At 73.3% G+C, this 25,215-nt stretch carries 8 protein-coding genes; 1 reads left to right on the top strand and 7 read right to left on the bottom strand.

The window, feature by feature from the left end:
* Window positions 1–10: 10 nt before the first annotated feature.
* The 6 genes from ACRAKI_RS23100 to ACRAKI_RS23125 form a co-directional block, all read right to left on the bottom strand.
* A complete protein-coding gene (locus ACRAKI_RS23100; RefSeq protein ID WP_447002588.1) occupies window positions 11–15,817 on the bottom strand; it encodes an SDR family NAD(P)-dependent oxidoreductase in 15,807 nt (5,268 codons plus the stop codon).
* A gap of 111 nt (window positions 15,818–15,928) precedes the next feature.
* Window positions 15,929–17,245, bottom strand: a complete 1,317-nt coding sequence (locus ACRAKI_RS23105) for a methylaspartate mutase (RefSeq protein WP_447002589.1) — start codon at window positions 17,243–17,245, stop codon at window positions 15,929–15,931.
* Window positions 17,242–17,817, bottom strand: coding sequence for a cobalamin B12-binding domain-containing protein (locus ACRAKI_RS23110; protein ID WP_447002590.1), 576 nt, complete (start codon window positions 17,815–17,817; stop codon window positions 17,242–17,244). The genes ACRAKI_RS23105 and ACRAKI_RS23110 overlap by 4 nt, the downstream gene beginning before the upstream one ends.
* Before the next feature lie 87 nt (window positions 17,818–17,904).
* Window positions 17,905–19,146, bottom strand: coding sequence for a type III PLP-dependent enzyme (locus ACRAKI_RS23115; protein WP_447002591.1), 1,242 nt, complete (start codon window positions 19,144–19,146; stop codon window positions 17,905–17,907).
* The gene (locus tag ACRAKI_RS23120; protein ID WP_447002592.1) at window positions 19,143–20,672 is read right to left on the bottom strand and encodes an AMP-binding protein; all 1,530 of its coding nucleotides are present in this window, start codon (window positions 20,670–20,672) and stop codon (window positions 19,143–19,145) included. Before ACRAKI_RS23120 ends, ACRAKI_RS23115 begins: the two co-directional genes overlap by 4 nt.
* A gap of 118 nt (window positions 20,673–20,790) precedes the next feature.
* Window positions 20,791–21,630, bottom strand: a complete 840-nt coding sequence (locus ACRAKI_RS23125) for a mycofactocin-coupled SDR family oxidoreductase (RefSeq protein ID WP_447002593.1) — start codon at window positions 21,628–21,630, stop codon at window positions 20,791–20,793.
* Window positions 21,631–21,958: 328 nt separating this feature from the next.
* Here ACRAKI_RS23125 and ACRAKI_RS23130 point away from each other — a divergent pair, with 328 nt between their 5' ends.
* Window positions 21,959–22,228, top strand: coding sequence for a hypothetical protein (locus ACRAKI_RS23130; RefSeq protein WP_447002594.1), 270 nt, complete (start codon window positions 21,959–21,961; stop codon window positions 22,226–22,228).
* Window positions 22,229–22,316: 88 nt separating this feature from the next.
* On the opposite strand, the gene ACRAKI_RS23135 is transcribed toward ACRAKI_RS23130, so the two are convergent.
* On the bottom strand, window positions 22,317–25,193 hold the full coding sequence (locus ACRAKI_RS23135) for an AAA family ATPase (RefSeq protein WP_447002595.1): 2,877 nt from the start codon (window positions 25,191–25,193) through the stop codon (window positions 22,317–22,319).
* Between the last annotated feature and the right edge of the window lie 22 nt (window positions 25,194–25,215).

Genomic DNA, 25,215 nt, shown 5'->3' on the forward strand with positions numbered 1-25,215 from the left:
GTCGTCCTCCTCAGTCCGTGACGGCGAGCGCGGCGCGCACGAGGTCGTCGATGCTGCCCGTGCCGCCGTTCACCGGCGGTCGCGGACTCCGGTCGGCCAGTTCGAGCAACGCGTCCAGCAGCCCGGCGTCGCGCAGGCTGTCCAGCGGGATGTCCCGCAGCAGCAACCTGATCTCGTCGTCGTCGGCGTCCACGGCCGGGTTGTCCGGCAGTTCGTCGGCCAGCTCCTCCAGCAGGTGCTCGGCCAGGGTGGCCGGGGTCGGGTAGTCGAACATCATCGTGGCGGACAGCCGCAGGTCCGTCGTCTCGGCGAGCCGGTTGCGCAACTCGATCGCGGCCAGGGAGTCCAGGCCCAGCTCGGTGAACCCCTTGTCCGAGTCGATCTCGTGGACCTGGGCGTGGCGCACCGCGGCGACGTGGTCGCGCACCACGTCGAGCACCAGGCGTGCCCGGCGGTCGGTGGAGAGCGGGGCCAGCCGTTCGAGCAGGCTCGGCAGGTGCTCGGCCGGGGCCGACGCCGCGGCCATCCGCGTCGGCCTGACGACCACGCCCTTGACGAGGTCGCTCAGCAGCGGTGGAGCGCCGGCGGCGGCCACGGCGGGGAGGTCGAGGAGCAGGGGCACGATCACCGGGGCGTCGAGCGCCATCGCCGCGTCGAACAGGGCCAGTCCCTGCTCCGGGGCCAGGGCCGGCATCCCGATCCGCCGCTGCCGCTCGAACACGGCTTCGTCCAGCTGGGCCCCCATGCCGTCGCCGGCCCAGAGGTGCCAGGCCAGCGACAGCGCCGGCAGCCCTCGTTCGTGGCGGTGGTGGGCCAGGGCGTCCAGGAAGACGTTCGCTGCCGCGTAGTTCGCCTGCCCCGCGTTGTCGATCAGGCCGGTGGTGGAGGAGAACAGCACGAACGCCGTCAGGTCCAGGTCACGGGTCAGCTCGTGCAGGTGCCACGCCCCGTCGATCTTCGGCCGCAGCACCGCGTCGAGCCGTTGCGGGGTGAGCGAGTCGAGCACGCCGTCGTCCACGACGCCCCCGGCGTGCACCACGGCGCGGAGGGGGTGCTCGGCCGGGATGGCCGTGATCACGTCGGCCATCGCGTCCCGGTCGGTCACGTCGCAGGCGGCGAGCGTGACCTCGGCGCCCAGGGCGGTCAGCTCCGCCCGGAGGTCGGACGCACCCGGCGCGTCGGCGCCCCTCCGGCTGGTCAGCACGAGGTGGCGGACGCCGTGCTCGGTGACCAGGTGGGCGGCCAGCCGGGCGCCGAGCCCGCCGGTTCCGCCGGTGACGAGCACGGTGCCGCCGGGATCCCACGAGACATCCGTGACGGGCGAGTCCGCCGTCGTCAGCCTCGGCACGGTCGCCTCCCCGGACCGCAGGGCGACTTCCGCTTCAGCCCCGGAAGCGGCGAGCGCGATGGCGGCTTCGGACTCGGCCGTGCCATCGGTGTCGACCAGCACGATCCGCCCGGGTCGCTCGGCCTGCGCGGCCCGGACCAGGCCCCACACCGGCGCCTGCGCCAGGTCCACCGCCTCGTCGCCGGTCACCGCGACCGCGTGCCGGGTCACGACCACGAGCTTGGCGGTGGTGTCGTCGGCGAGCCACGTGCGGACGACGTCGAGGAGGTCGGTGGTCACCTCACGGGCCACCTCCGGGAGGTGACCACCGGGCGTGGTGACGCGGTGGACGTCGTGGTCCCCTGCCTGGTCGGGCAGGGTGAAGGGCCGCCACGCGGTCCGGTACAGCGACTCCGTCCGGGCCACGGCGGTCATCGGCCGGGCCACCAGGCGCGCCACGGTGGCCACGGGCATCCCGGACATGTCGGCCACCCGCAACGACGTGGTCCCACTGCCCCGGATGCGGCCCAGGTGGACCCGCAGGGCTGAAGCACCGGCCGCGTGGAGCGTGACCCCGTGCCAGGAGAACGGCAGCACCGTGCCGCCGGCCGCGCCGTCGGCGAGCAGGTCCACGTGGCTCGCGGCGTCCAGCAGGGCCGGGTGGAGTCCGTACCCGGCCGGGTCGACGTCGTCCGGCAACGCGACCTCGGCGTACAGGTCGTCACCGGAACGCCAGGCGGCACGCAGGCACCGGAAGGCCGGGCCGTAGGCGTAGCCCCGTTCCAGCAGCCGGTCGTAGGCGTCGTCGAGCGACAGCCGCATCGCACCGACCGGCGGCCATTCCTTCAGGTCCGCGTCCGGCGGCGTGGTGGCCGCCAGCACGCCCGCGGCGTGTCGTGTCCACCCGACCTGGCTGTCTTCGGGCCGCGCGTAGACGCGGACCGGGCGACGGGTGTCCGCGTCCGGCGCGTCGACCACGACCCGCAGGGCGAGTCCACCCCGTGGGGGCAGCACGACCGGCGCCTCCAGCACCAGTTCGTCCAGCGTGCCGCACCCGACTTCGTCGCCCGCGCGGACCGCGAGGTCGACCAGCGCGGTGCCGGGCAGCAGGACGCCGCCGAGCACGGTGTGGTCGGCCACCCAGGGGTGGGTCGACGTCGACACGCGGCCGGTGAGCACGACCGAGTCGGACTCCGGCAGCTCGATCACCGACGTCAGCAACGGGTGACCGGTGCCGGACTCGTCGACGTGCGGCGCGGGCAGCAGCCAGAACGAGTGCCGCTCGAACGCGTAGGTGGGCAGGTCGACCCGGTTCGCGCCACGGCCCGCGAACAACGCCGACCAGTCGACCGGCGTGCCGGTGGCGTGCAGTCGGCCGACCGCGTCCACCAGCGCGGCCTGCTCCGGCCGGTCCTTGCGCTGCGCGGCGACGAAGGTGGCCGTGACCGCCTCCTGGCCCAGGGCGTTGAGCACACCGTCCGGACCGAGTTCCAGGAACGTGCCGGCGCCGGCACGGCCCAGCGCCGCCAGGGCGTCGGCGAACCGGACGGGTTCCCGGATCTGACGCACCCAGTAGCCGGGGTCGGCCCACTCCCGCAGCACCTCCCCCGTCACCGTCGAGACGATCGGGATGCGCGGCTCGCCGAACGCGACGCCGGCCAGCACCGCGCCGAACTCGGCGAGCACCGGCTCGACGAGGGGCGAGTGGAACGCGTGCGACACGGCCAGCTGCCTCACCCTGCGGCCGTCCTCCCGGAACCGGGCGGCGATCTCCGCGATCTCGTCCTCGGCACCCGACAGCACGACCGACGTGGGGCCGTTGACCGCCGCGACGCCCACCCGGTCGCCGCACAGCGGCAGCACTTCCGCTTCGGTCGCCGCGACGGCCAGCATCGCGCCACCGGGCGGGAGCGCCTGCATCAGGCGACCGCGTGCGGCCACGACCCGTGCGGCGTCGGCGAGCGACCACACGCCGGACACGTGCGCGGCCGTGAGTTCACCGATCGAGTGCCCGACCAGGAAGTCCGGGACGACGCCCCAGGACTCGAACAGCCGGGCCAGTGCCACCTCGACCGCGAAGAGCGCGGGCTGGGCGAACTCGGTGCGGTCCAGCACCGCTTGGTCGTCGCCCCACACCACCTCGCGCAACGGCGCCCTCAGGTGGACGTCCAGTTCCGCCACCACGGCGTCGAACGCCCTGGCGAAGACGGGGAACGCCTCGTGCAGGTCCCGGCCCATCCCGATCCGCTGCGCGCCTTGGCCGGTGAACATCCCCGCGAGCAACGCGGTGGACTTCGCCGTGCCGACGACCGTGTCGGGGGTGGGGTGGCCGGCCGCGAGCGCGTCCAAGGCCGCCGATGCCGAGTCGCGGTCCGCCGCCGTGACCACCGCGCGGTGTTCCAAAGCGGCACGGGTGGTCGCCTGGGAGAACGCGGTGTCGAGCAGGTCGGACTCGCGCAGGTGCGCGGCCAGCCTGGCGGCCTGTGCCCGCAGGGCCTCGGCGGAGTTCGCCGCGACCGGCAGCGGGACCACGGGCAGCGGGACGACGGGCAGGTGGACGGCCGGTTCCGCGACGGGCTCGGCCGGGTCGGGCGCCTGTTCCAGGATGATGTGGGCGTTGGTGCCGCTGAGCCCGAACGACGAGACGCCGGCCCGGCGCGGGCGGCCGGTGTCGGGCCACTCGCGGGCCTCGCTGAGCAGCCGGACGTTGCCGCTGTCCCACTCGACCTGAGCGGACGGTTCGTCCACGTGCAGGGTCTTGGGCAGCACGCCGTTGCGCAGCGCCAGCACGGTCTTGATCACGCCGCTGACGCCCGCCGCCGCCTGCGCGTGGCCGATGTTCGACTTGATCGAGCCCAACCAGAGCGGTTCGGTCCGGTTCTGGCCGTAGGTGGCGAGCAGCGCTTGCGCCTCGATCGGGTCACCGAGCCGCGTACCGGTGCCGTGGCCCTCGACCGCGTCGACGTCCTGCGTGGTCAAGCCGCCCGCGGCGAGCGCTTGGGCGATGACGCGCTGCTGCGACGGGCCGTTCGGCGCGGTGAGGCCGTTGGAGGCGCCGTCCTGGTTGATCGCGGACGACCGCACGAGCGCCAGCACCGGGTGGCCGTTGCGACGCGCCGCGGACAGCCGTTCGACCAGGAGCAGGCCCATGCCCTCCGACCAGCCCGTGCCGTCCGCGGCCGAGGCGAACGCCTTGCAGCGGCCGTCCGCGGCCAGTCCGCGCTGGCGGCTGAAGTCGACGAAGATGTCCGGCGTCGGCATGACGGTCACGCCGCCGGCGATCGCCATCTCCACCTCGCCGCCGCGCACCGCCTGACAGGCCATGTGCAGCGCGACCAGCGACGACGAGCACGCCGTGTCGACCGTGACGGCCGGTCCCTCCAGCCCGAGCGCGTAGGCGACCCGGCCGGACGCGATGCTGCCCGCGCTGCCGTTGCCCACGTAGGCGGCGAGGTCGTCAGACACCTGACCGGCCCGACTGCCGTACTCGTGGTACATGATCCCGACGTAGACGCCGGTCCGGCTGCCGCGCACCGACGCCGGGTCGATGCCGGCCCGCTCGAAGACCTCCCACGCGCCTTGCAGCAGCAGCCGCTGCTGCGGGTCCATGGCCAACGCCTCACGCGGCATGATGCCGAAGAACTCCGGGTCGAACTCGGCCGCGTCGTGCAGGAAACCCCCTTCGCGGGTGTACGTCTTGCCGGGTGTGCCCGGTTCCGGCTGGTAGATCGCGTCGATGTCCCAGCCTCGGCCGGCCGGGAACTCGCCGATCGCGTCGACGCCGTCGGCGACCAGCCGCCACAGGTCTTCCGGGGAGCCGACCCCGCCGGGGAACCGGCAGCTGATGCCGACGATGGCGATCGGGTCGTCGTCCGCTGCGCTGTCCGAGGCGGTCTCCGAGGCGACGGGAACCGGGGGCGCGACCGCGTCGGTGGACACCTTGCTCCACAACAGGTCCGCCACCGCCTGTGACGTCGGGTGGTCGAACACCATGGTCGCGGGCAGTCGCACGCCGGTGGCGCCGGTCAGCGCGTTGCGCAGCTCCACCGCGGCGAGCGAGTCGAAGCCCAGCTCGGAGAACGCGCGCCGCGGCTCGACCGACTCGGGACCACCGTGGCCGAGCACCGCGGCCACGTGCGTGCGGACCAGGTCGAGGAGGAGGCGGTCGCGTTCGGCGGGGCTCAGGCCGGTGAGCCGGGCGGCCAACCCGTTGCCCACCTCGGCGGTCCTGGCCGTGGTGCGGCCGGGCGTCCGGGCGAAACCGCGCAGCAGCGCGGGGATCTCGTCGGCGCGCGACTTCAGCGCCGCCGCGTCGACCCGCAGCGGCACCACCACGGAGTCCTCGGCGGTGAGGGCCGCGTCGAACAGGGCGAGACCCCGCTCGACCGACAGCGCGGGCATGCCGAGCCGCCGCATCCGGTCGAGGTCCGCGTCGGCGATCCGGCCGAGTCCGGTGTCGTGGTGCCACATGCCGAACGCCAGCGCGGTCGCGGGCAGGCCTCCGGCGTGGCGGTGGGAGGCCAGCGCGTCCAGGAAGACGTTCGCCGCGGCGTAGTTCGCCTGGCCCGCCGCCAGCACCATGCCGCCGGCGGACGAGAACACCAGGAACGCGTCCAGGTCCAGCCCGCTGGTCAGCTCGTGCAGGTGCCAGGCGGCGTCGACCTTCGGCGCGAGCACCCCGTCGACCTGCTCCGGGGTCAGCTCTCCCACCAGGGCGTTGTCGGCGGTGCCCGCCGCGTGGACCACGGCGGACAGGTCGGTGACCGAGTCGAGCAACCCGGCGAGCGCGGCGCGGTCGGCCACGTCGCAGGCGGCGATCGTCACGTCGGCGCCGAGTTCGCGGAGTTCGGCCAGGAGCGGCTGCGCGCCGGGCGCGTCCGGACCACGCCTGCTGGTGAGCACCAGACGGCGGACGGAGTGCCGGACGACCAGGTGACGTGCCACGAGAGCGCCGAGTCCGCCGGTGCCGCCGGTCACCAGCACCGATCCGCCGGGCCGCCACGGCCGGGCTTCGCCCGTGGACCGGCTCCGGACCAGGCGCGGCACGCGGGCCGAACCACCCCGCAACGCGAGTTCCGGTTCTCCGGTCGCCGCGGCGGCCGGAACGAGGCCGGCGGACTCGTCGTCGGTGTCCACGAGGACGAACCGGCCGGGGTTCTCCGCTTCGGCGGCGCGCACGAGTCCCCACACCGGGGCGTGGGCCAGGTTCGGGCGCTCTTCCCCTGACGTGGCAACGGCTTCCCTGGTCACGACGACCAGGCGTGCGGCGGCGAACCGCTCGTCGGACAACCAGGTCCGCACGACCGCCAGAACGGCGTCGGCCACCTCGCGCACCGCAGCCGGGACGTCCGCCGTGGTCGGCGCGGGCACGGTGTACCGGACCAAGTCGGGCACCTCGGCCAGGGCCGCGGACAGCTCCGGGAGTTCCCCGGCCGGGACGAGCGTGGTGAACCGGTGCTGCCACTGGACGCGCAGCAGGTCGTCGTGCGCGGTGTCGGACACGAGCTGGTCCGCCGACACCGGCCGGGACACCAGCGACCGGACGGTGGCGACCGGGTTGCCGGTCTCGTCGGCGACGAACAGCGAGGACAGCTCGTCACCTCGGACCCGGCGCAGGTGCACCCTCAGCGCGGTGGCGGCCGACGCGTGCAGCGTCACCCCGTTCCACGAGAACGGCAACAGCGTGTCGCCGGAGCTCTCGCCCCGCGCGTCGACCAGATCACCGTGCATGGCGGCGTCGAGGAGCGCGGGGTGCAGGCCGAAGCGGGCGGCGTCGGCGCGGGCGTGCTCGGGCAGGGCCACCTCGGCGAAGACGTCCTCACCGCGCCGCCACACCGCCTTGAGGCCCTGGAACGCCGGCCCGTAGCCGTATCCGCGCCCGACCAGCCGCTCGTACACCCCTTCGACGGGAACCGGCGTCGCGCCGGGCGGGGGCCACTCGGTGAGGTCGGCGCCGGGCGGGACCGGGTCGGGGACCAGCGATCCGGTCGCGTGCCTGGTCCACTCGGTGTCGGAGTCCTCCGGCCGCGAGTAGACCGCGAGGGTCCGCCTGCCGCCGTCCCCGGCGGAGCCGACCACGACCTGCACCGCGAGCGCGCCGCCGTCCGGCAGGACCAACGGGTGCTGGAGCGTCAGCTCCTCGACGCCGGCGCAGCCCACCTCGTCGGCGGCACGCACGGCGAGTTCCACGAAACCGGTTCCCGGCAGCAGGACCGTGCCGAGCACCCGGTGGTCGGTGATCCACGGCTGGCCGCTCTCGGACAGCCGGCCGGTGAGCACGACACCGCCGGACTCCGGCTCCGGCAGGACCGCCGCCAGCATCGGGTGGCTGACCGGGGACAGGCCCGCCGCGCCGACATCGCCGTCGGTCCGGGCGGCGTCGAGCCAGTAGCGCTTGCGCTGGAAGGCGTAGGTGGGCAGGTCGACCCAGTCGCCGCGCTCGCCGAAGAACGCGTCCCAGTCCACCGCGTGGCCACGGGCGTGCAACCGGCCGAGCCCGGTGACGAGCGTGCGCCCTTCCGGGCGGTCCTTCTGCGTCAACGGGACGAACGCGGTGTCGTCCTCGACGCCGTCCGCGCAGCTCGCGCCCATGGCGGACAGCACCGCGTCCGGTCCGATCTCCACGAAGGTCCGCACGCCGCGCGAGAGCAGGTGCGCCATGCCGTCCGCGAAGCGCACGGTCTGCCGCACGTGCCGCACCCAGTGCTCCGGTGACGTCAACTCCTCCGCGGAGGCGAGCAGTCCGGTCACGGTCGACACGATCGGGATGGTGGGCGGTGCGTAGGACACGCTCCGGGCGACCGCGCCGAACTCGGCCAGGACGGGCTCCACGGACGCGGAGTGGAAGGCGTGCGAGACCGCCAGGAAGGTGGTCTTGTGCCCCTTCGACGCCAGCAGGTCGGCGACCGGGGACACGGCCTCCCGGGGTCCGGACAGGACGACGGAGGACGGCCCGTTGACGGCGGCCAGGTCCACCCCGTCACCGAGCAGCGGGGTCACGTCGGCCTCGGTCGCACGCACGGCGACCATCGCGCCGCCCTCGGGCAGCGAACGGATCAGCCTGCCGCGTGCGGCGACCAGCCGTGCCGCGTCGGCCAGGTCCATCACGCCGGCGACGTGCGCGGCGGCCAGTTCGCCGATCGAGTGGCCGGCCAGGAGGTCGGGGCGCACGCCCCAGCTCTCCAGCAGGCGGAACAGCGCCACTTCGACGGCGAACAACGCGGTCTGGGCGAAGTCGGTCCTGTTGAGCAGTTCCCGGTCGTCACCCCAGACGACCTCGCGCAGCGGCCGGTCGGACCAGCGGTCCAGCTCGGAGACGGCCGCGTCGAAGGCACGGGCGAAGACCGGGTGGTCGCGGTGCAGGTCGCGGCCCATGCCGATGCGCTGGGAACCCTGGCCGGTGAAGAGGAACGCGGTCTTCCCCTCCCGGACGCGGTCCACGACGGTCGGCGCGTCCAGACCGGCGAGCAGTTCCTCCCGGTCGCCGCCGATCACCACGGCGCGGTGCTCCAGGGCCGCACGGGCGGTGGCCAGCGTCCGGCCCACGGCGGCGAGTCGTTCGTCGTCCAGGGACTCGACCGCCTCCCGCACCCGCCGGCCCTGGGCGATCAGGGCTTCGGGGGTGTGCGCGGACAGGACCCACGGCTCGACCGGCGCCACCGCGCCGGCCGGGGCGGACGTGCTCTCGGGCGCCTGTTCGAGGATCAGGTGCGCGTTGGTGCCGCTGATGCCGAAGGACGACACCCCGGCGCAGCGCGGTCGGCCGCGGTCCGGCCAGGGACGGGCGTCGGTCACCAGCGCGACCGCGCCGGAGTCCCAGTCCACCTGCGGTGACGGCTCGTCCACGTGCAGGGTGGGCGGGACGACGCCGTGCCGCATGGCCTGCACCATCTTGATCACGCCCGCGACGCCGGCGGCGGCCTGGGTGTGGCCCATGTTCGACTTGATCGAGCCGAGCAGCAGCGGCGCGTCCTCGGCGGGGCGTTCCCGGCCATAGGTCGCGAGCAGCGCCTGTGCCTCGATCGGGTCACCGAGGGTCGTGCCGGTGCCGTGGCCCTCGACGACGTCCACGTCGGCGGCGGACACACCCGCCGCTGCGAGCGCCTGGGCGATGACGCGTTGCTGCGACGGCCCGTTCGGAGCCGTCAGGCCGTTGGAGGCGCCGTCCTGGTTGACCGCGCTGCCCCGGATCACGCCGAGGATGCGGCGGCCGTTGCGCCGGGCGTCCGACAGCCGTTCCAGCAGCAGCACGCCCGCACCCTCGCCCCAGCCCGTGCCGTCCGCCGCGCCCGCGAAGGACTTGCACCGGCCGTCGGCGGCCAGGCCGCGTTGCCTGCTCATGTCGGTGAACGTGTCCGGTGTGGACATCACGGTCACGCCGCCGGCGAGCGCGAGCCCGCACTCCCCTTGGCGCAAGGCCTGGATCGCCCAGTGCATGGCCACCAGGGACGACGAGCACGCCGTGTCGACGGTGATCGCGGGTCCTTCGAGGCCGAGCACGTACGCGACGCGGCCGGAGACGACGCTGGCCAGGCTGCCGTTGCCGAGGTAGGCCGCGTACTCCTCCGGCACGGCGCCGAGCCGGCTGCCCCAGTCGTGGTACATCACGCCGGCGAAGACACCGGTGCGGCTGCCGCGCTGCGAACGGGGGTCGATGCCCGCCCGTTCGAACACCTCCCAGGAGATCTCCAGCAGCAGCCGCTGCTGGGGGTCCATGGCCTGCGCCTCGCGGGGGCTGATGCCGAAGAACGCCGGGTCGAAGTCGGCCGCGTCGTGCAGGAAGCCGCCCGAGTCGGAGTAGCTCTTGCCCGGCTTGCCCTGCTCGGCGTCGTACAGGTCGCGCGGCCAGCCGCGGTCGGTCGGGAAGGACGTGATGACGTCGCGGCCTTCGGAGACCAGCTGCCACAGGTCCTCGGGCGAGGTGACCCCGCCCGGGTAGCGGCACGCCATGCCGACGATCGCGATCGGCTCGTCGGCGCTGCCCTCGGTGACGACCGGCGCGGCGACCACGGGGGCCGATCCGCCCAGCTTGTCCGCGATGTGCAGGCTCAGCGCGGCGGGCGTCGGGTAGTCGAACACGAGCGTGGCGCTGAGCCGCAGTCCGGTGGCGGTGTTCAGCCGGTTGCGCAGTTCGACGGCGGCCAGCGAGTCGAAGCCGATGTCGCCGAACGCGCGGCCCGGTGCGATGGCGTCGGGTCCGTCGTGGCCGAGCACGGCGGCCACCTCACCGCGGACCAGGGTGAGCACCGCCTCCTCGCGGTCTGCCGGGGGGAGTGCGGCCAACTGCTCGGTACGCGACAACTCGACCGGAGCGGCCGTGCCGGCTCCACGTCGCGCGGGTGCGCGGACCAGCCCACGCAGGACGTGCGGCAGGTCGGCACGGTCGCGCAGCGCCGCACGGTCGAAGCGCACGGGGACCACGGCCGGCACCTCACCGGCCACCGCCACGTCGAGCAGGCGGAGGTTCTCCCCCGCGTCCAGCACTTCGAGACCCAGGCGTCGGATGCGGCCGATGGCGGCGGCGTCGAGGCCCTCGGCCATGCCGGTGTCCGGCCACAGGCCCCACGCGACCGCAGTGGCCGGCAGTCCTTCGGCGCGGCGGTGGGCCGCGAGCGCTTCGAGGAAGACGTTCGCGGCGGCGTAGTTGCCCTGGCCCGCGCCGTCGAGGAAGCCCGCGGTGGACGAGAAGAGCACGAAGGCGGAGACGTCACGGCACGCCTCGTGCAGGTACCAGGCGCCGTCGGCCTTGGGCGCGAGCACGGTGTCGAGCCGGTTCGCGTCCAAGGTGTCGATCAGGCCGTCGTCCAGCACACCCGCGGCGTGCACCACCGCGGCGAGGTCCGCGACACCGGCGACCAGACCGGTCACCGCTTCACGGTCGGAGCTGTCGCAGGCGACCACGCCGACCCTGGCGCCGGCCTCGGTCAGCTCGGCGACGAGGTCGTGCGCCCCTGGTGCGTCGGTACCACGCCTGCTGGTCAGCACGAGGTCGCGCACGCCGTGCTCGGCCACGAGGTGCCGGGCGACGAGCGCGCCGATACCGCCGGTGCCACCGGTGATGAGGACCGTGCCCTCGGACGGCCAAGCGGGTCGGGTGCCCGCGGTGGTGACCCGCGCCAGCCTCGGCACGAGGAATTCGCCACCGCGCACGGCCGATTCGGGTTCACCGGACGCCACGGCGGCCGCGGCGGCTTCGAGGTCGGCGCTGTCCACGAGCGCGAACCGGCCGGGGTGTTCCGCCTGGGCCGCGCGCACGAGTCCCCAGACCGGCGCCGCGCCCAGGTCGGTGAGCCCCGGGCCGGCCGCACCGGACGTGACGACCGCCAGCGTCGACCGGGCGAACCGGTCGTCGGCCAGCCAGGTCCGCAGCAGCGTGAGCGTGCGGTGGGTCGTGGCACGCACGGCGGCAGGCACGTCACCGCCACCACCGGTGATCCGCACGACCACGGTGTCGGGGATCTCGCCGGACGCCGGCGCGTCCAGGTCGTAGGTCAGCTCGGCCCACGTCCCCACCGGGGTCGGGACGGGCATCGGCACCCACTGGACGTGGTAGGGCAGTTCGGTGCGACCCGGTCCGCCGGTGATCTCGCGGAGCCGGAACTCCCCGATCTCCGCGACCGGGGCGCCCGTCCGGTCGGCCAGGGCGAGGGAGAACGCGTCGTTCCCGACCGCCTTGATCCGCACGCGCAGCGCGGCAGCGCCCGAGGCGTGCAGGGTGACGCCGGTCCAGGCGAACGGCAGCCGCACCGCGGACGCCTGGACCGACTCGGCGTAGTCGGTGGCGTGCAGGACCGCGTCGAGCAGCGCCGGGTGCAGGCCGAAGTCGGTGGCCTCGGAGGCCATCGACTCCGGCAGCGCGACCTCCGCGAACACCTCCCCGTCCCGCGTCCACACCGCGCGCAGCCCCTGGAAGGCCGGGCCGTACCGGTAACCCTGGGTCTCCAGGTCCGAGTAGAGCGCCGAGACGTCGACGGGGGCCGCGTCCGGCGGTGGCCACTGGCCCGACCAGTCCGCCAGGGCTTCACCTCCCGCCTCCAGCGCACCCACCGCGAGCACGCCCACCGCGTGCCGCTCCCACTCCGCGTCCTCGTCCGCGTCGTCCGGCCGGGAGTACAGCTCGACCTCGCGCCGCCCGTCCGGGTCCGCGGACCCGACCACGACCTGCACCGACACACCGCCGGTCGACGGCAGGACGAGCGGGGTCCGGAGGGTCAGCTCCTCCACCACGCCGCAGCCGACCTCGTCGCCCGCGCGCAACGCCAGTTCCACGTACGCGGTGCCGGGCAGCAGGGCCGATCCCGCGATCACGTGGTCGGCCAGCCACGGCTGGGAACGGGTCGAGATGCGACCGGTGAGCACCACACCGCCGTCGCGGGCCAGTGGCACGACAGCGCCGAGCAACGGGTGGCGTGCCTCGGCCAGACCCAGACCGGAGACGTCACCGGTGGCACGCCCGGCGGTGAGCCAGAAGCGCCGCCGCTGGAACGGGTACGTCGGCAGGTCGACCCGCCGGGGGTGGCGGCCGGCGAACAGCGCGGCCCAGTCCACCCGGACTCCCCGCACGTGCGCGGCGGCCGTCGCGGTGACCACCTCGCGGGCCTCGTCCCGGTCGCGGCGCAGGGTCGGTAGGAACACCGCGTCGGGCAGGCACTCGCGGCCCATCGCGGTGAGCACCGCGTCCGGGCCCAGTTCGAGGAACGTGCCGACGCCGAGCCCGGCCAGCGCGGTGACCGCGTCGGCGAAGCGGACGGCCTTGCGCACGTGGTCCACCCAGTAGTCCGGGGAGCACACGTCGTCCGGCGACACGAGCGCGCCGGTCACCGTGGACATGATCGGCAGCCGCGGCGGCGAGTAGGTCAGGACCCGCGCGACCCGGCGGAAACCGTCGAGCATCGGCTCCATCAGCGGCGAGTGGAAGGCGTGGCTCACCCGCAGCCGCTTGGTCTTCCTCCCCCGCTCCCGCAACAGCGCCTCGATCCGGAGCACGGGCTCCTCGGCGCCGGACACCACCACGGCTTCCGGCCCGTTCACGGCGGCGATGCCCACGTCGGCGGCGTCACCGACGAACTCGGCGACCTCCTCCTCGGTGGCCCGCACGGCGACCATCGCGCCGCCCCCGGGCAGCTCCTGCATCAGCCTGCCGCGTGCCACGACGAGGGTGGCCGCGTCGGCGAGGGACAGCACACCGGCGACGTGGGCGGCGGCCAGCTCGCCGATCGAGTGGCCGGCCACGTAGTCCGGGCGGACGCCCCACGACTCCAGCAGCCGGTAGAGCGCGACCTCCACGGCGAACAGCGCGGGCTGGGTGTAGGCGGTGCGGTCGAGCAGGGCGGCGTGGGCCGAGCCCTCCTCGGCTTCGAGCACGTCCCACAACGACTCGTCGAGCAGCGGGTCCAGGTGTCCGATGGCTTCGTCCAGGGCGTCCGCGAACACCGGGTGCGCGTCGCACAACGACATCCCCATCCGCACGCGGTGGCTGCCCTGGCCGGTGAACAGCACCGCGAACCGGCCGCCGTCCGACTCGCCGTGCACGACCTGCGGCGCCTCGCGCCCTTCCGCGAGCGCGGCCAGGCCTTGGGCGAGCGACGCGGGGTCGTCGGCGATCACGACGGCACGGCGGTTCAGGCAGGCCCGGGTGGTGACCAGCGAGAACGCCATGTCGAGCGGACGCTCCCGCTCCACCAGCGGCAGGACCCCGGAGGCGAGGGCCCGCAGGGCGTCGGAGTTCTTGGCCGACAGGACCAACGGCGTGACCGCGTTCGGGGTGGGGTCCTCCTCGACGGCGGACTCGGCCTGGACCGGCGGCTCCTCGATGATCACGTGCGCGTTGGTGCCGCTGATGCCGAACGCGGAGATCCCCGCGCGCCGGGGGTGTTCCCGGCGCTCCCAGGGGATCGGCTCGGTGAGCAGCCGCACGTTGCCGGCGTCCCAGTCCACGTTGGACGTCGGCGCGTCCACGTTCAGGGTCTTCGGCAGCACGCCGTGGCGCATGGACTGGATCATCTTGATCAGGCTGGCGACGCCGCCCGCCGCCTGGGTGTGGCCGAGGTTGGACTTGACCGAGCCCAGCCACAGCGGCCGGTCGTCCGGGCGGTCCTGCCCGTAGGTGGCCAGGATCGCCTGCGCCTCGATCGGGTCGCCCAGCCGGGTGCCGGTGCCGTGCGCGTCGACCACGTCGACCTCGGCGGGACCGTAGCCGGCGTCGGCCAGCGCCTCGCGGATGAGCCTGCGCTGGGAGGACCCGCTCGGCGCGGTGAGGCCGTTGCTCGCGCCGTCGGAGTTGATCGCCGTGCCGCGCACGACCGCCAGCACCGCGTGCCCGTTGCGGCGTGCGTCGGACAGCCGTTCGACCACCAGCAGGCCGACGCCCTCGGAGAAGCCCGTGCCGTCGGCGGCGTCCGCGAACGCCTTGACCCTGCCGTCCGGGGCCAGGCCGCGCTGCCGGCTGAACGCGGTGAACATGCCGGGGCTGCCCATCACCGTGACGCCACCGACCAGTGCGAGCGAGCACTCGTCACGGCGCAGGGCGTTCACCGCGAGGTGCAGCGAGACGATCGAGCCGGAGCACGCGGTGTCCACCGTGACGGCGGCGCCTTCCAGCCCGAGCACGTACGCGATCCGGCCGGACGCGACGCTCGGCGCGTTGCCGGTCATCAGGTAGCCGTCCAGGCCTTCGGGCGCCTCGTGCACCCGCACGCCGTACTCGTGCACCTCGGCGCCGATGAACACACCGGTGCGGCTGCCGCGCAGCGAGGTCGGATCGATGCCGGTGCGCTCCAGCGCTTCCCACGCGATCTCCAGCACCAGCCGCTGCTGCGGGTCCATCGCCAGCGCCTCACGCGGGCTGATGCCGAAGAAGTCCGCGTCGAAGTCCGTGGCGCCGGCGAGGAAGCCTCCCTTGTCCACGTAGCTCTTACCGACGGCGTCCGGGTCGGCGTTGAACATCGTGTCGACGGCCCACTCCCGGTCGGTGGGGAAGTCCGACAGCACCTCGCCGCCCTCGGCCACCAGCCGCCACAGGTCGTCGGCCGACTCGATGCCGCCCGGGAACCGGCACGCCACCCCGACGATGACGATCGGGTCGTCGTCGTGCACCCGTGCCCGCGGCGCCATGGCCACGTGCGCGCCGTCGTCCTCGCCGAACAGCTCGGCCCTCAGGTGTCCGGCCAGCCGTTCGGCCGTCGGGTGGTCGAACGCGACCGTGGGCGGCAGGGCGAGCCCCGTCGACTCGCCCAGCCTGCGGTGCAGGTCGACCAACGCCAGCGAGTCCAGCCCTGAGTCGCGGAACGCGGAGACGGGGTCGAGCGGCGTCGCGGTGTCGGGACGCGCTTTGCGCAGCGCGGCCGTCGCCTGCTCCACGACCATGTCGAGCAGCACGCGCAGCTGCTCCGACACCGGTAGCTCCGCGAGGCCGCGCACCAGTGCGGACCGCCGCCCCGTGTCGTCCGACCGGTCTGTGCGGCCAGCTTCCTGGTTTCCGGACTCGCTCATCGGCGCACTCCACGAAGATACGGCGGTACAGGACGGGAAGTCGTTGCTGTTACTGGTTTTCCACTCCGGACGGTAGGCCGGGCACCTGGGGCGACCCACCCCTAGACGCCCTTAACCCGGCAGTCGCGGCCGGCGCGGGGTGTGCAGCTCGGCCGGGTCCCAGTGGGCGCGGTCGAACGCGGTCCGCACGTGGTTCAGGTCCGCCAGGAGGCTCGCGGACGACAACTCACGGCGCTCGCCGCGCTCCACGAGGTGCGCGATGGGAAGTGACCCGGTGTCCGCCCAGCGCAGCGCGCCGCGTTCGTCGATGTAGGCGTGCGTGCGGCGGGCGTTGTCGGGGTGCAGGCAGTACGGGATGTCCAACAAGCCGCGCCGGAACGCGGCGAGGAGGGCGCGTCCGATGTCGTGACTGAGGTCGAGCGCGGTGTGCACCATCGCACGGGCCTCCTGGTACACCTGGGAATCCTGCTCGTCGCCTTGCATGCGGACGGGCGTCCTGTCGGCGACTCGGGCCGCGTACTCCAGCGCGGCGACGTTCTCGGTGAAGGACGGGATTCGCGCCGACTCGGCCGCGGTCTTGACGATGAGCCGCTCGGCCCCGGTGGCCCTCGCCAGTTGCACGGCCTTACCGAGCACCCGGTACGCGCCCGCCGCTGTCGCCGGGTAGACGCCCATGTACGTGTAGACCACCACGTGCCAAGTCGGCGTCGGCAGCAGTTCCCGGCACAGCCTGCGCAGGGCCAGCACCGCGTCGACGTCCTGGTCCGGGTTGGTCTGCTGGGCGTAGCTCACCGACACCGACCGGACGCCGTGCTGGTGGAAGAACAACGCCTCCAGCACACTCATCGCGACCAGCTGGCTCGGCGGGCACAGCTGACCCATGACGCACCCGCCGAACGTCTCCAGGTGGGGCCTCGGCCCCGACTCTCCGGTGGCGGCGAGGAAGTCGCAGCACCGCGCCCAGTTGGCCACCGCCTCGTGCAGCGGGGTGCGGCCGTAGGGCAGGCAGTAGGACACCGGCCCGCCCTCGGTGGCGCCGAGCCCGGCCGCCGCCATGGCCCGGAAGATGGCGAGCGGCGCGGGCGACCCGTGGCGAACCTGGACGGGGAAGTCCGGGCCCATCACGCCGTCGAGCACAGCGGCCGTCGTCTCCGGGGTGTGCGCGACGATGGGGTAGCCGTTGAGGTCGAGGCCGCCTTCGAGCGCCACGGCCACGGCCTCGCGGTCGCCCACCCTCGTATAGCTGTCCAGGGTGATCGTGCCCGCCGTGTGGGCGACGGCGTTCCTGGTGGCGAGCAGGCCGGCGCGCATCCGGGCCGGGTCGCTGACGCCCATCCTGGGCTGGACCACGAGCTTCCCCGCCGCGCCGAGCAGGCGGACGTGCTCGCCGAAGTCGGTCCGCGTCGACGCGGGCAGGCGGCCGCTCATACTCCTATGCCGATCCCGACGCCACGGGTCAGCCGCCGGGTCGAGCCCGGGATGGAGTCGACGAACCGCCGGAAGTCGAGGCCGTTGCCGCCGTCCTGGAACACCGCGTCGAACCCCGCCTCGACCAGCCTGTCCACCTGCGCTTCGTCCAGGTGGGTGGTGATGCCGAGCTTGCCGCCGATCACGACCGGGGTGGCGAGCAGCAGCGGGCAGGCGCGCAGCTTCCCGATCACCCGCAGGCCGTCCTGGTAGCCGTGGCCGTTCACGCTGCTGACCACCACCATGGACGGCATCACCTCGCGGCAGGTGTCGACGAGGAGGTCGTCCGGCACGCACGGGCCGAGGTTGACCACGTCGTAGCCCGACTCCTCGACGAGTGCCTGGAGGTACACCAGGTTCCAGGTGTGCGCGTCCGAGGCGGTGGTGGTGACCACGACGGTGCCCTTGGCGAGCCGGCGCCCAGCAGGGGTCAGCCCAGCAGGGGTCAGCCCAGTGGCGGATTGCCCGGTCGGCGCGTCTCCGCCCTGCCTGGTGGTCAGGACCGCGGCGGGAGGACGATTGTTCTCGAACACGCTGAACTCCTACGGTGAGCAGGGCGCGCAGGTGCCCGGACCCGGCTGCCCGCCGGAGCCGGGCGGCACCTGACGCGTGGACAGCCGCTACTGGCGTACCGCGGGGCCGTCGCCCAGCGCGTAGACGCGCTCGTGCTCGATGCGGGACACCGACACGACCTCTTCGCCCCGCACGACGACCTCGGCGGGTGCGGGCCTGCCCAGGAACATGAGCAGGCTCGCGGTGGGCCCGTAAGCGCCCGTGTTGGGGATGGAGACCAGGTCTCCCGACCCGAGTTCCGGCACGCTGATCTCGCGGCCGAGGATGTCGCCGGGGGTGCACAGCGGGCCGACGAGACTCGACTTCTCCGTGCCGGGACGGTCCGGCTCGACCGCGATCGGCAGCAGCCGGCCGAGGCCGGACATGCCGCCGAACGTGTTGATGCCGGCGTCGAGGATGGTGAACCGGCGTCCCCGGCTCACCTTGACGTTGGTCACCTCGGCCACCAGCGTGCCGCTGCCGCCGACCAGGTACCGCCCGGACTCGCAGGCGATGCGCGGGTCGCCGTCCCGCCAGTCGGGGAAGTGGGTGTCGAGCGTGGCGGTCAGCTCGGCGCGCAGCTTCGGGTACTCGCCGCGCCGGCCCGACTGTCCATAGGGGATGGTGAAGCCGCCGCCGATGTCGAGGAACCTCACCGGCAGGCCGTGGGTCCGCTTCAGCTGCGCGGCCAGTTCGACGGTGTGCTGGAACTCGCCGATGAGGCTCTGCTCGTCGCGGGCGTTGCTCAGCGGGAAGAAGTGCATCCCGGTGACCTCCACGCCGTGGACCGCGCGCAGGTCGGGCAGCACGTCGCCGAGTACTTCGGCGTCAAAGCCGAACTGGGACGGCGTGCCTGTCATCCTGATGCTCGTGGTGGCGCTGGCCGTGGCGCTGTTGATGCGCAGCAGGCATTCCGCCACCACTCCGTTCTCCGCCGCGATCCGACCGACCCTGCGCACGTCGGTCACCGAGTCGGTGGAGAACGTGCGCACGCCGTGCGCCAGGGCGGTCCGCAGTTCGCCGTCGGTCTTGCCGGGACCGGTGTAGAGGCACTCGGCGCCGGTGAACCCGGCCGCCAGGGCGTTGGCCAGCTCACCGGTGGAGCTGATCTCGGCCCGGCACGTCCGGCCGGAACCCGTGCGCAGTGCGCGGACGAGATCGGGGTGCGGGTTGGCCTTGAGCGCGTAGTACAGCTCCACCCCGTCGGGCAAGGCGTCGAAGAGCTGTGCGCGGGCGTCCTCGACGTCGTCGAGGTCGTAGACGTAGAGCGGCGTGCCGAAGCGCGCGGCCAGCGTGGCGTGGTCGATCACCCGTTCCCCCCGTCCAGCATCGCGACCAGGCTCTGCCTGGAGTTCTTGCCGTGCTGGGTCAGCGGAACCGCGTCGACGACCCGGCAGAACGCGGGCACCTTCTGCGGTTCGAGCCGGGTCGCCAGCTCCTTGAGCACCACGTGGGGTTCCAGGTCGCCGGCCACCACGATCGCGAGGTCGCGCGCGTCCACCGGCGGAACGGCCGCGGCGGCCTGCACGCCGGCGATGTCCATCGCCGCCGTCTCGATCTCGACCGTGCTCATCCGGATCCCCTTGCGCTTGAACATGTCGTCGCGCCGGCCGGTGAAGTACAGGTAGCCGTCGTCGTCGAAGAACCCGTAGTCGCCGGTGTGCAGGCACAGCTCGCCGGTGTCGCGGTCACGGCGGAACGTGCGCTCGGTCAGTTCCGGCGCACGCCAGTAGCCGGGCATGACGTGCGGTCCCGAGACGACGATCTCGCCGATCTCGCCGACCGGCGACTCGTCGCCGCCGGCGTCCAGGATGCGGACCGTCGTGCCGGGCAGGGGCTTGCCCACCGACAGCGGCCGGTCGCGATCCTGGTCCGGCGGCATGACCGTGATGCGCTTGCACTCGGTCTGGCCGAACTGGCGCACCACCTGGACGCCGCGGAAGCACGCGCGCAGCGCGTCGGTGGTCGCGGCCGACAGGGCCGCACCCGTGTTGGTGATCAGCCGCAGCGGCGGGAGCCGCACCTCGCGCCGGGCGAGGGTGGCGATCATCCCGCCCAGCGACGGCACGATCGGCAGCACGGTGGTGTTGGTCTCGCGCATGCGGCGCAGCAGGCCCAGGTCGGACTCCTCGCCGGCCAGCACCACCTCGCACCGCGCGGCGGCCGTCATCAGCACCTTGTAGAGGCCGTAGTCCCACGACAGCTGGAACCGGCAGAACACGACGTCGTCCGCGCGGTAGCCGAGCGCGTCGGTCAGCGCCAGCGTGGCGAAGACGACCTGTGCGTGCGGCAGCATCACCGCCTTCGGCGCGGCGGTGCTGCCCGAGGTGTAGACGAGCGCGGCCAGCAGGTCCGGGGTGACGTCTTCCGCCGGCGCACGACCGCCTTCCAGCTGGGCGATGCCGTCCCACATGTCGTCCACATCGGACACCGGGGCGTTCGTCCAGCTCCGCATGAGGTCCGCGTTGTCCCCGCCGACGACCAAGACCGGATCGGCGTTCGCCAGCACCGAGGACAGGTGGAACGCCTTCATGGTCGGGTTCAGCGGCACGAACACCGCGCCGCACCGCGAGGCTCCGAAGAACAGGCCGACCAACTGCCTGGTCGTGGCCGCCTGGACCACGACGCGGTCACCGGGACGCACACCTCGGTCACGCAGCCACGTGGCCGCCGCGTGGCTGTGCAGGTCGAGTTCCCGATAGGTCCAGGAGCCGGTGGAGTCGGTGACCGCGCGAGCGTGCGGCACCTCGGCGACCGCCTCGTCCAGCAGGTGGTGGATCACTCCGACCTGTGCGGCCTCGTGCGCCGGACCGGTCAGGTTCGCGTGAGTGCGCAAGGGATTCCCCCAGGAGAGTTTTGGGAGGGAGTACGTTTCCGCCGATTACGACGCTAGTATTAGACGATCGTCCGTCACACCCCTACCCTCCCCTAGGGGTCGCACGGTCCGATCGCGCTCAACGACCGGCTTTGGCCGCCATCCCCGCGTCCACGCGGAGCTGCATCCCGGTCACGTACCGGGCTTCGTCCGACGCGAGGTACAGCACGGCGTGCGACACGTCGTCGGCGTTGACCCAGGGCACCGGCTGCGCGTGCATGCCCGTCAGGATCGGCTCGATGTCGCCCACGCCAGGGGTTTCCAGGTCGGGGCGGAACGCGCGGAACATCGCCTCGTTGAACAGCATGTCCGTGTCGACGTTGGTCGGGTGCACCGCGTTGATCCGGACGCCCTTCGGCGCCAGCTCCACCGAGAGTGTGGCGACGTAGTCGACCAGCGTGCGCTTGGCGAACTTGTAGCCGACGAAACCGGGGCCCGCGCCGGAGTCCTCGGGCGTGCGGGGCATGAGGCCCGAGCCCGAGCCGACGACCACGACCGCCGAGCCCTGCCCCAGGTGCGGGAGCGCGGCGTTCACCGTGTTGAAGACCCCTACCAGGTTGATGTCCACGGTGTCGGTGAAGGCGGTGATCGGCCGATGTCCGCCCATGGGCAGGATTCCCGCGTTCGCGACCACGGCGTGCAGTCCGCCGAGTTCCGCCACGGCGTCGGACAGCACCGCGCCCAGTGCCGCGCGGTCACGCACGTCCGCGTGTGCGGCCACCACGGCACGGCCGGTCTTGCGGACGAGTCGTGCGGTCTCCGCGAGGTCGTCAGCGGTGCCCAGCGGGTAGCCGGCCGTGTCGATGTCGGCGCAGATGTCCACCGCTATGACGTCCGCACCCTCCTCCGCCAGCCGCAGCGCGTGGCTGCGCCCCTGACCTCGGGCGGCTCCGGTGACGAGGACGATCTTGCTTGCCATGCGGCCCATGCGGGACTCCGGGAGGTGAGACGGGAAGGGGTGGCTGCACCACAGGCGTACCAGTTGCGCAACGTCGGACCAGCCCGCATTCACCCCTAGCCGAACCGCCGTGACGGCAATAGGGGCTTGATCCACCGGGGCTCTTCGGGTCGGTTCGAGAGTGCGTCACAACGCGTCCAAACGGGCATCGGTAGCCGACCTATACTTTTGTACAAGACTTCCGTCCTATACGCTTGTTTAGCTGGCTGAGGCGAGATCGGACGAGTGCAGCGCGCCGCCGCAGGTCGTCGACGGTCCTTGCCGATCGAGCTTCGATGAGGAGGAGCCTGTGCGAGTCCGCCCAGCGGCGGGGGTGAAGGTCGACATCCTCAGGGATGGCAGGCTGGGACTGCGCTCCACGCGGCGTCCCGCGCTCACCTACCGCAGCCCGGTCGAGGCGGCGATGTGGATCGCGCTGAGCCAACACCAGGGCGACACCTACGCGGCGGCGGACATGCTCGCGGCGGTGTGGGAGAAGGATCCGGTCGCCGTGCGGGCGGACATCCACATCTGGTGCCACCACATGCTGACGGCCGGCTACCTGGAGGAGCGCCCGTGAGCCGGGCCGGTCCCACCCCCACGGGAACGGCCGCACCGCAGGGGGAAGCGGTACGGCCGTCACCTGGCGATCAGGTCGGAGCGGGTCGTCATGCGGTGTCGACCGCCGCCAGGGGCAGCTCGGCGGGCAGGTCGGCACGGCGGTTGACGTTGAGCTTGCGGTACGCCCGGGTCAGGTGCTGCTCCACCGTGCTGACGGTGACGAACAGCTTCCGGCCGATCTCGCGGTTCGTGTAGCCGCCTGCGGCCAGTATCGCCACCCTGCGCTCGGCTTCGCTGAGGATCGCGAAGCTGTCGGGACCTTCCGCCGCCACGGCCGGGGTTGCCGGCTCGTCACCGGGCAGCACCGTCTCGCACAGCCACTCCGCGAAGCAGCCCTTCGCGATCTGCTTGGCGCGCCGGGCGGTCAGCCGGCCACGGGTGGAGTCGCCGAGGGCGTGGTGGGCGCGGCCCAGTTCGGCGAGGGCCAGGGCCAGCTCCAGCTGAGCGCCGGACTCCTGCAGCTTGCCGATCGCCTTGCCGAGCATCGCCGGCCGCTGCGACAGGTCGCAGGTTCCGGCCAGGACGCGCAGCGAGACTCCGGCGACCCGGGCCGACTGGCCGCTCGGTCGCTGCGACTGGGCGTTGACCAGGTCGCGCGCCCGGTCCGGGCGGTCGAGCGCCAGGTGCACCTGGGCGGCGTCGCTGCGCCACGGCAGGAAGGCGGGCAGGTCGAGCCCCCAGGAGTCGACAAGACCGCCGCACGTCTCGAAGTCGGCCAGCGCGGCGTGCAGCCGGTTGGTGGCCAGGTAGTAGTAGCCGCGTCCGCGCAGGTACTGCGCCCAGAACCGGGCGTCCACGATGGAATCCGGCAGCGGCTGCTTCACCAGCCAGTCCGCCTCGTCCAGCTTGCCCATCGCGGTGGTGGCGAGCAGCAGCGTCGAGATCGGGGAGCCGATGGCCACGCCCCAGCTCTCGGCGGACATCGTCCTGAGCGCGCTCCTCGCCAGGCGTTCGGCCGACGAGAGGTCACCCCGGCGCAGCGCGATGTAGGCGTGGGTGTCCTCGATGGCGGCGATCCACGGCTTCGCGCCGAGTTCGCGGGCGTCGGCACCCAGCACCGAGCACCAGTGCAACGCCCGCTGCGACCGCTCGCCGTGCACGAGGGTGAGCAGGGCGGCCAGCACCGACTCCAGCATCGTGTCGGTGAGCGTGCAGCTCTGGAGGACCTGCTCGGCGCAGTCGACCACCTCCTGCGACGCGCCGTGGACCATCACGTCGCTGAGCCGCAGCGTGCGGCGCAACCGGCGGGAGCTGAACGACAAGGGCTCCGCGGTGTCCGGCGGCGGTTCCTGGAGCCGGCCCGGGTGGGAGAACGAGAGCCACTGGTGGGTGAAGTACAGCTCCGCCTCGGACCTCGGGTCCGTCGACCGGGTGAGCAGGTGACGGCTCATGCCCGACCGGTCGACCCAGTCGCCCTCGCCGCGCCACAGCAGGTAATTGGACAGGATGACCGAGTCCCGCTCCCCCAGGTGGTCGGTGCCCATGACGTCCTGCAACGGCGTGAGCAGGCTGGTGATGGTCGACGGGTTCAGCAGCCAGCGCACCCGTGCGAGCAGGGCGATGGCCGCCGCGCGGTCGTGCTCGTTCGACGCCGACCTCAGCGCCAGCTCCAGGTAGGCGGTGGTGCGGGCCACCTCCCGCCGGGACAGCGCCTCGCGGGCCGCTTCGCACAGGACCTCCGCGGCCCAGGGGACGTCGACCGTGCCGCCCGCCGCGAGCAGCTGGGCGCCGATGTCGGTGCTGGGCGCGCCCATCTCGTGGAGCAGGTGCGCGGCCTTGAGGTGCAGGGCCACCCGCCCCTCGGGTTCGAGGTCGGCGCGCACCACCGCGTGGACCGCCGGGTGGCGGAAGCCGCCGTCGTGCAGCAGACCGGTCGCGGTCAGCTCGGTGATCGCTTCGTCCACCGAGACGGTTTCCATGTCCAGCAGTCGCGAGATCGCGACGACGGACGCCCGGTTGCCGAGCAGCGCGATGCCGCGGGCGACGGCGAGCAGGTCGGGTCCCCACCGGTGCAGGCAGCTCAGCACCGTCTCCGCGAACGCGGTGCCCAGCACCGGGTCGTCCTCGCCGCCGGACTCGATCGCCGCCGACTCCCCGGCGGCGGCTTCACCGGCACGCAGTCCCTCGTCCTCGAAACCGACGTCACGGACGATGCGGGTGTGCTCGGACAGCTCCGCGTACGCGCTGTGGCCGGTTGGTCTCCCCACCGCTTTCAGACGCCCGCTCCCCGGCAGCGCCAGCTGGTCCTCGACCAGCGCGTGCACCAGGACCGGGTTGCCGCCGGTGATCCGGTGCCAGGCCGCGGCGAACCTGGTGGCGTGCTCGTCGGCCAGCCGGGTCCGCAGCACCTCCCCCACACCGGCCTCGGACAGCGGGGCGAGGCGGATCTGCTGGAACCACAGCGCTTTGCTCAGCTCGGCGTGGAAGCGGGGGTGCCCGACGCGCCGGCGCTGCACCTCCGAGAGCACGATCAGCACCGCCACGCCCGTGATCCGCCGCTGGAGGTACAGGAGCACGTCGAGACTGGCCTCGTCGGCGTCGTGGAGGTCGTCCACGACGAGCACGACGGTGCGCTCCGTCGCGACGTCGAGCAGGACCGCCGCCAGGTCACGGGCCAGCGCCAGGGCGTCCCGGTCGTCATCCACCCACCGCTCCAGCAGGCCGCGCACCCGTTCGGGCAGCGCGGCCGAGCGGAACAACTGCCCGATCGCGCCCATCGCCAGGCCGCGCTCGCTGCTCGCGCACGACGCGGTGAGCGTCACCGCGCCACGCTCCGAGGCATGCTCGCCCAGCGCCGCCAGCAGCTCACTCCTGCCGGTGCCGCCGGGCCCGCTGACCAAGACGACTCTGCCCTCGCCGCGCTCGGCCGCAGCTAAGTTCTCGACCATGGTGTTCCATTCGGTTTCACGTTGAGCCAGTCGCATCCCGAGTAAGCCCTTCCGGTGG

The organism is Saccharothrix isguenensis (assembly GCF_052936305.1).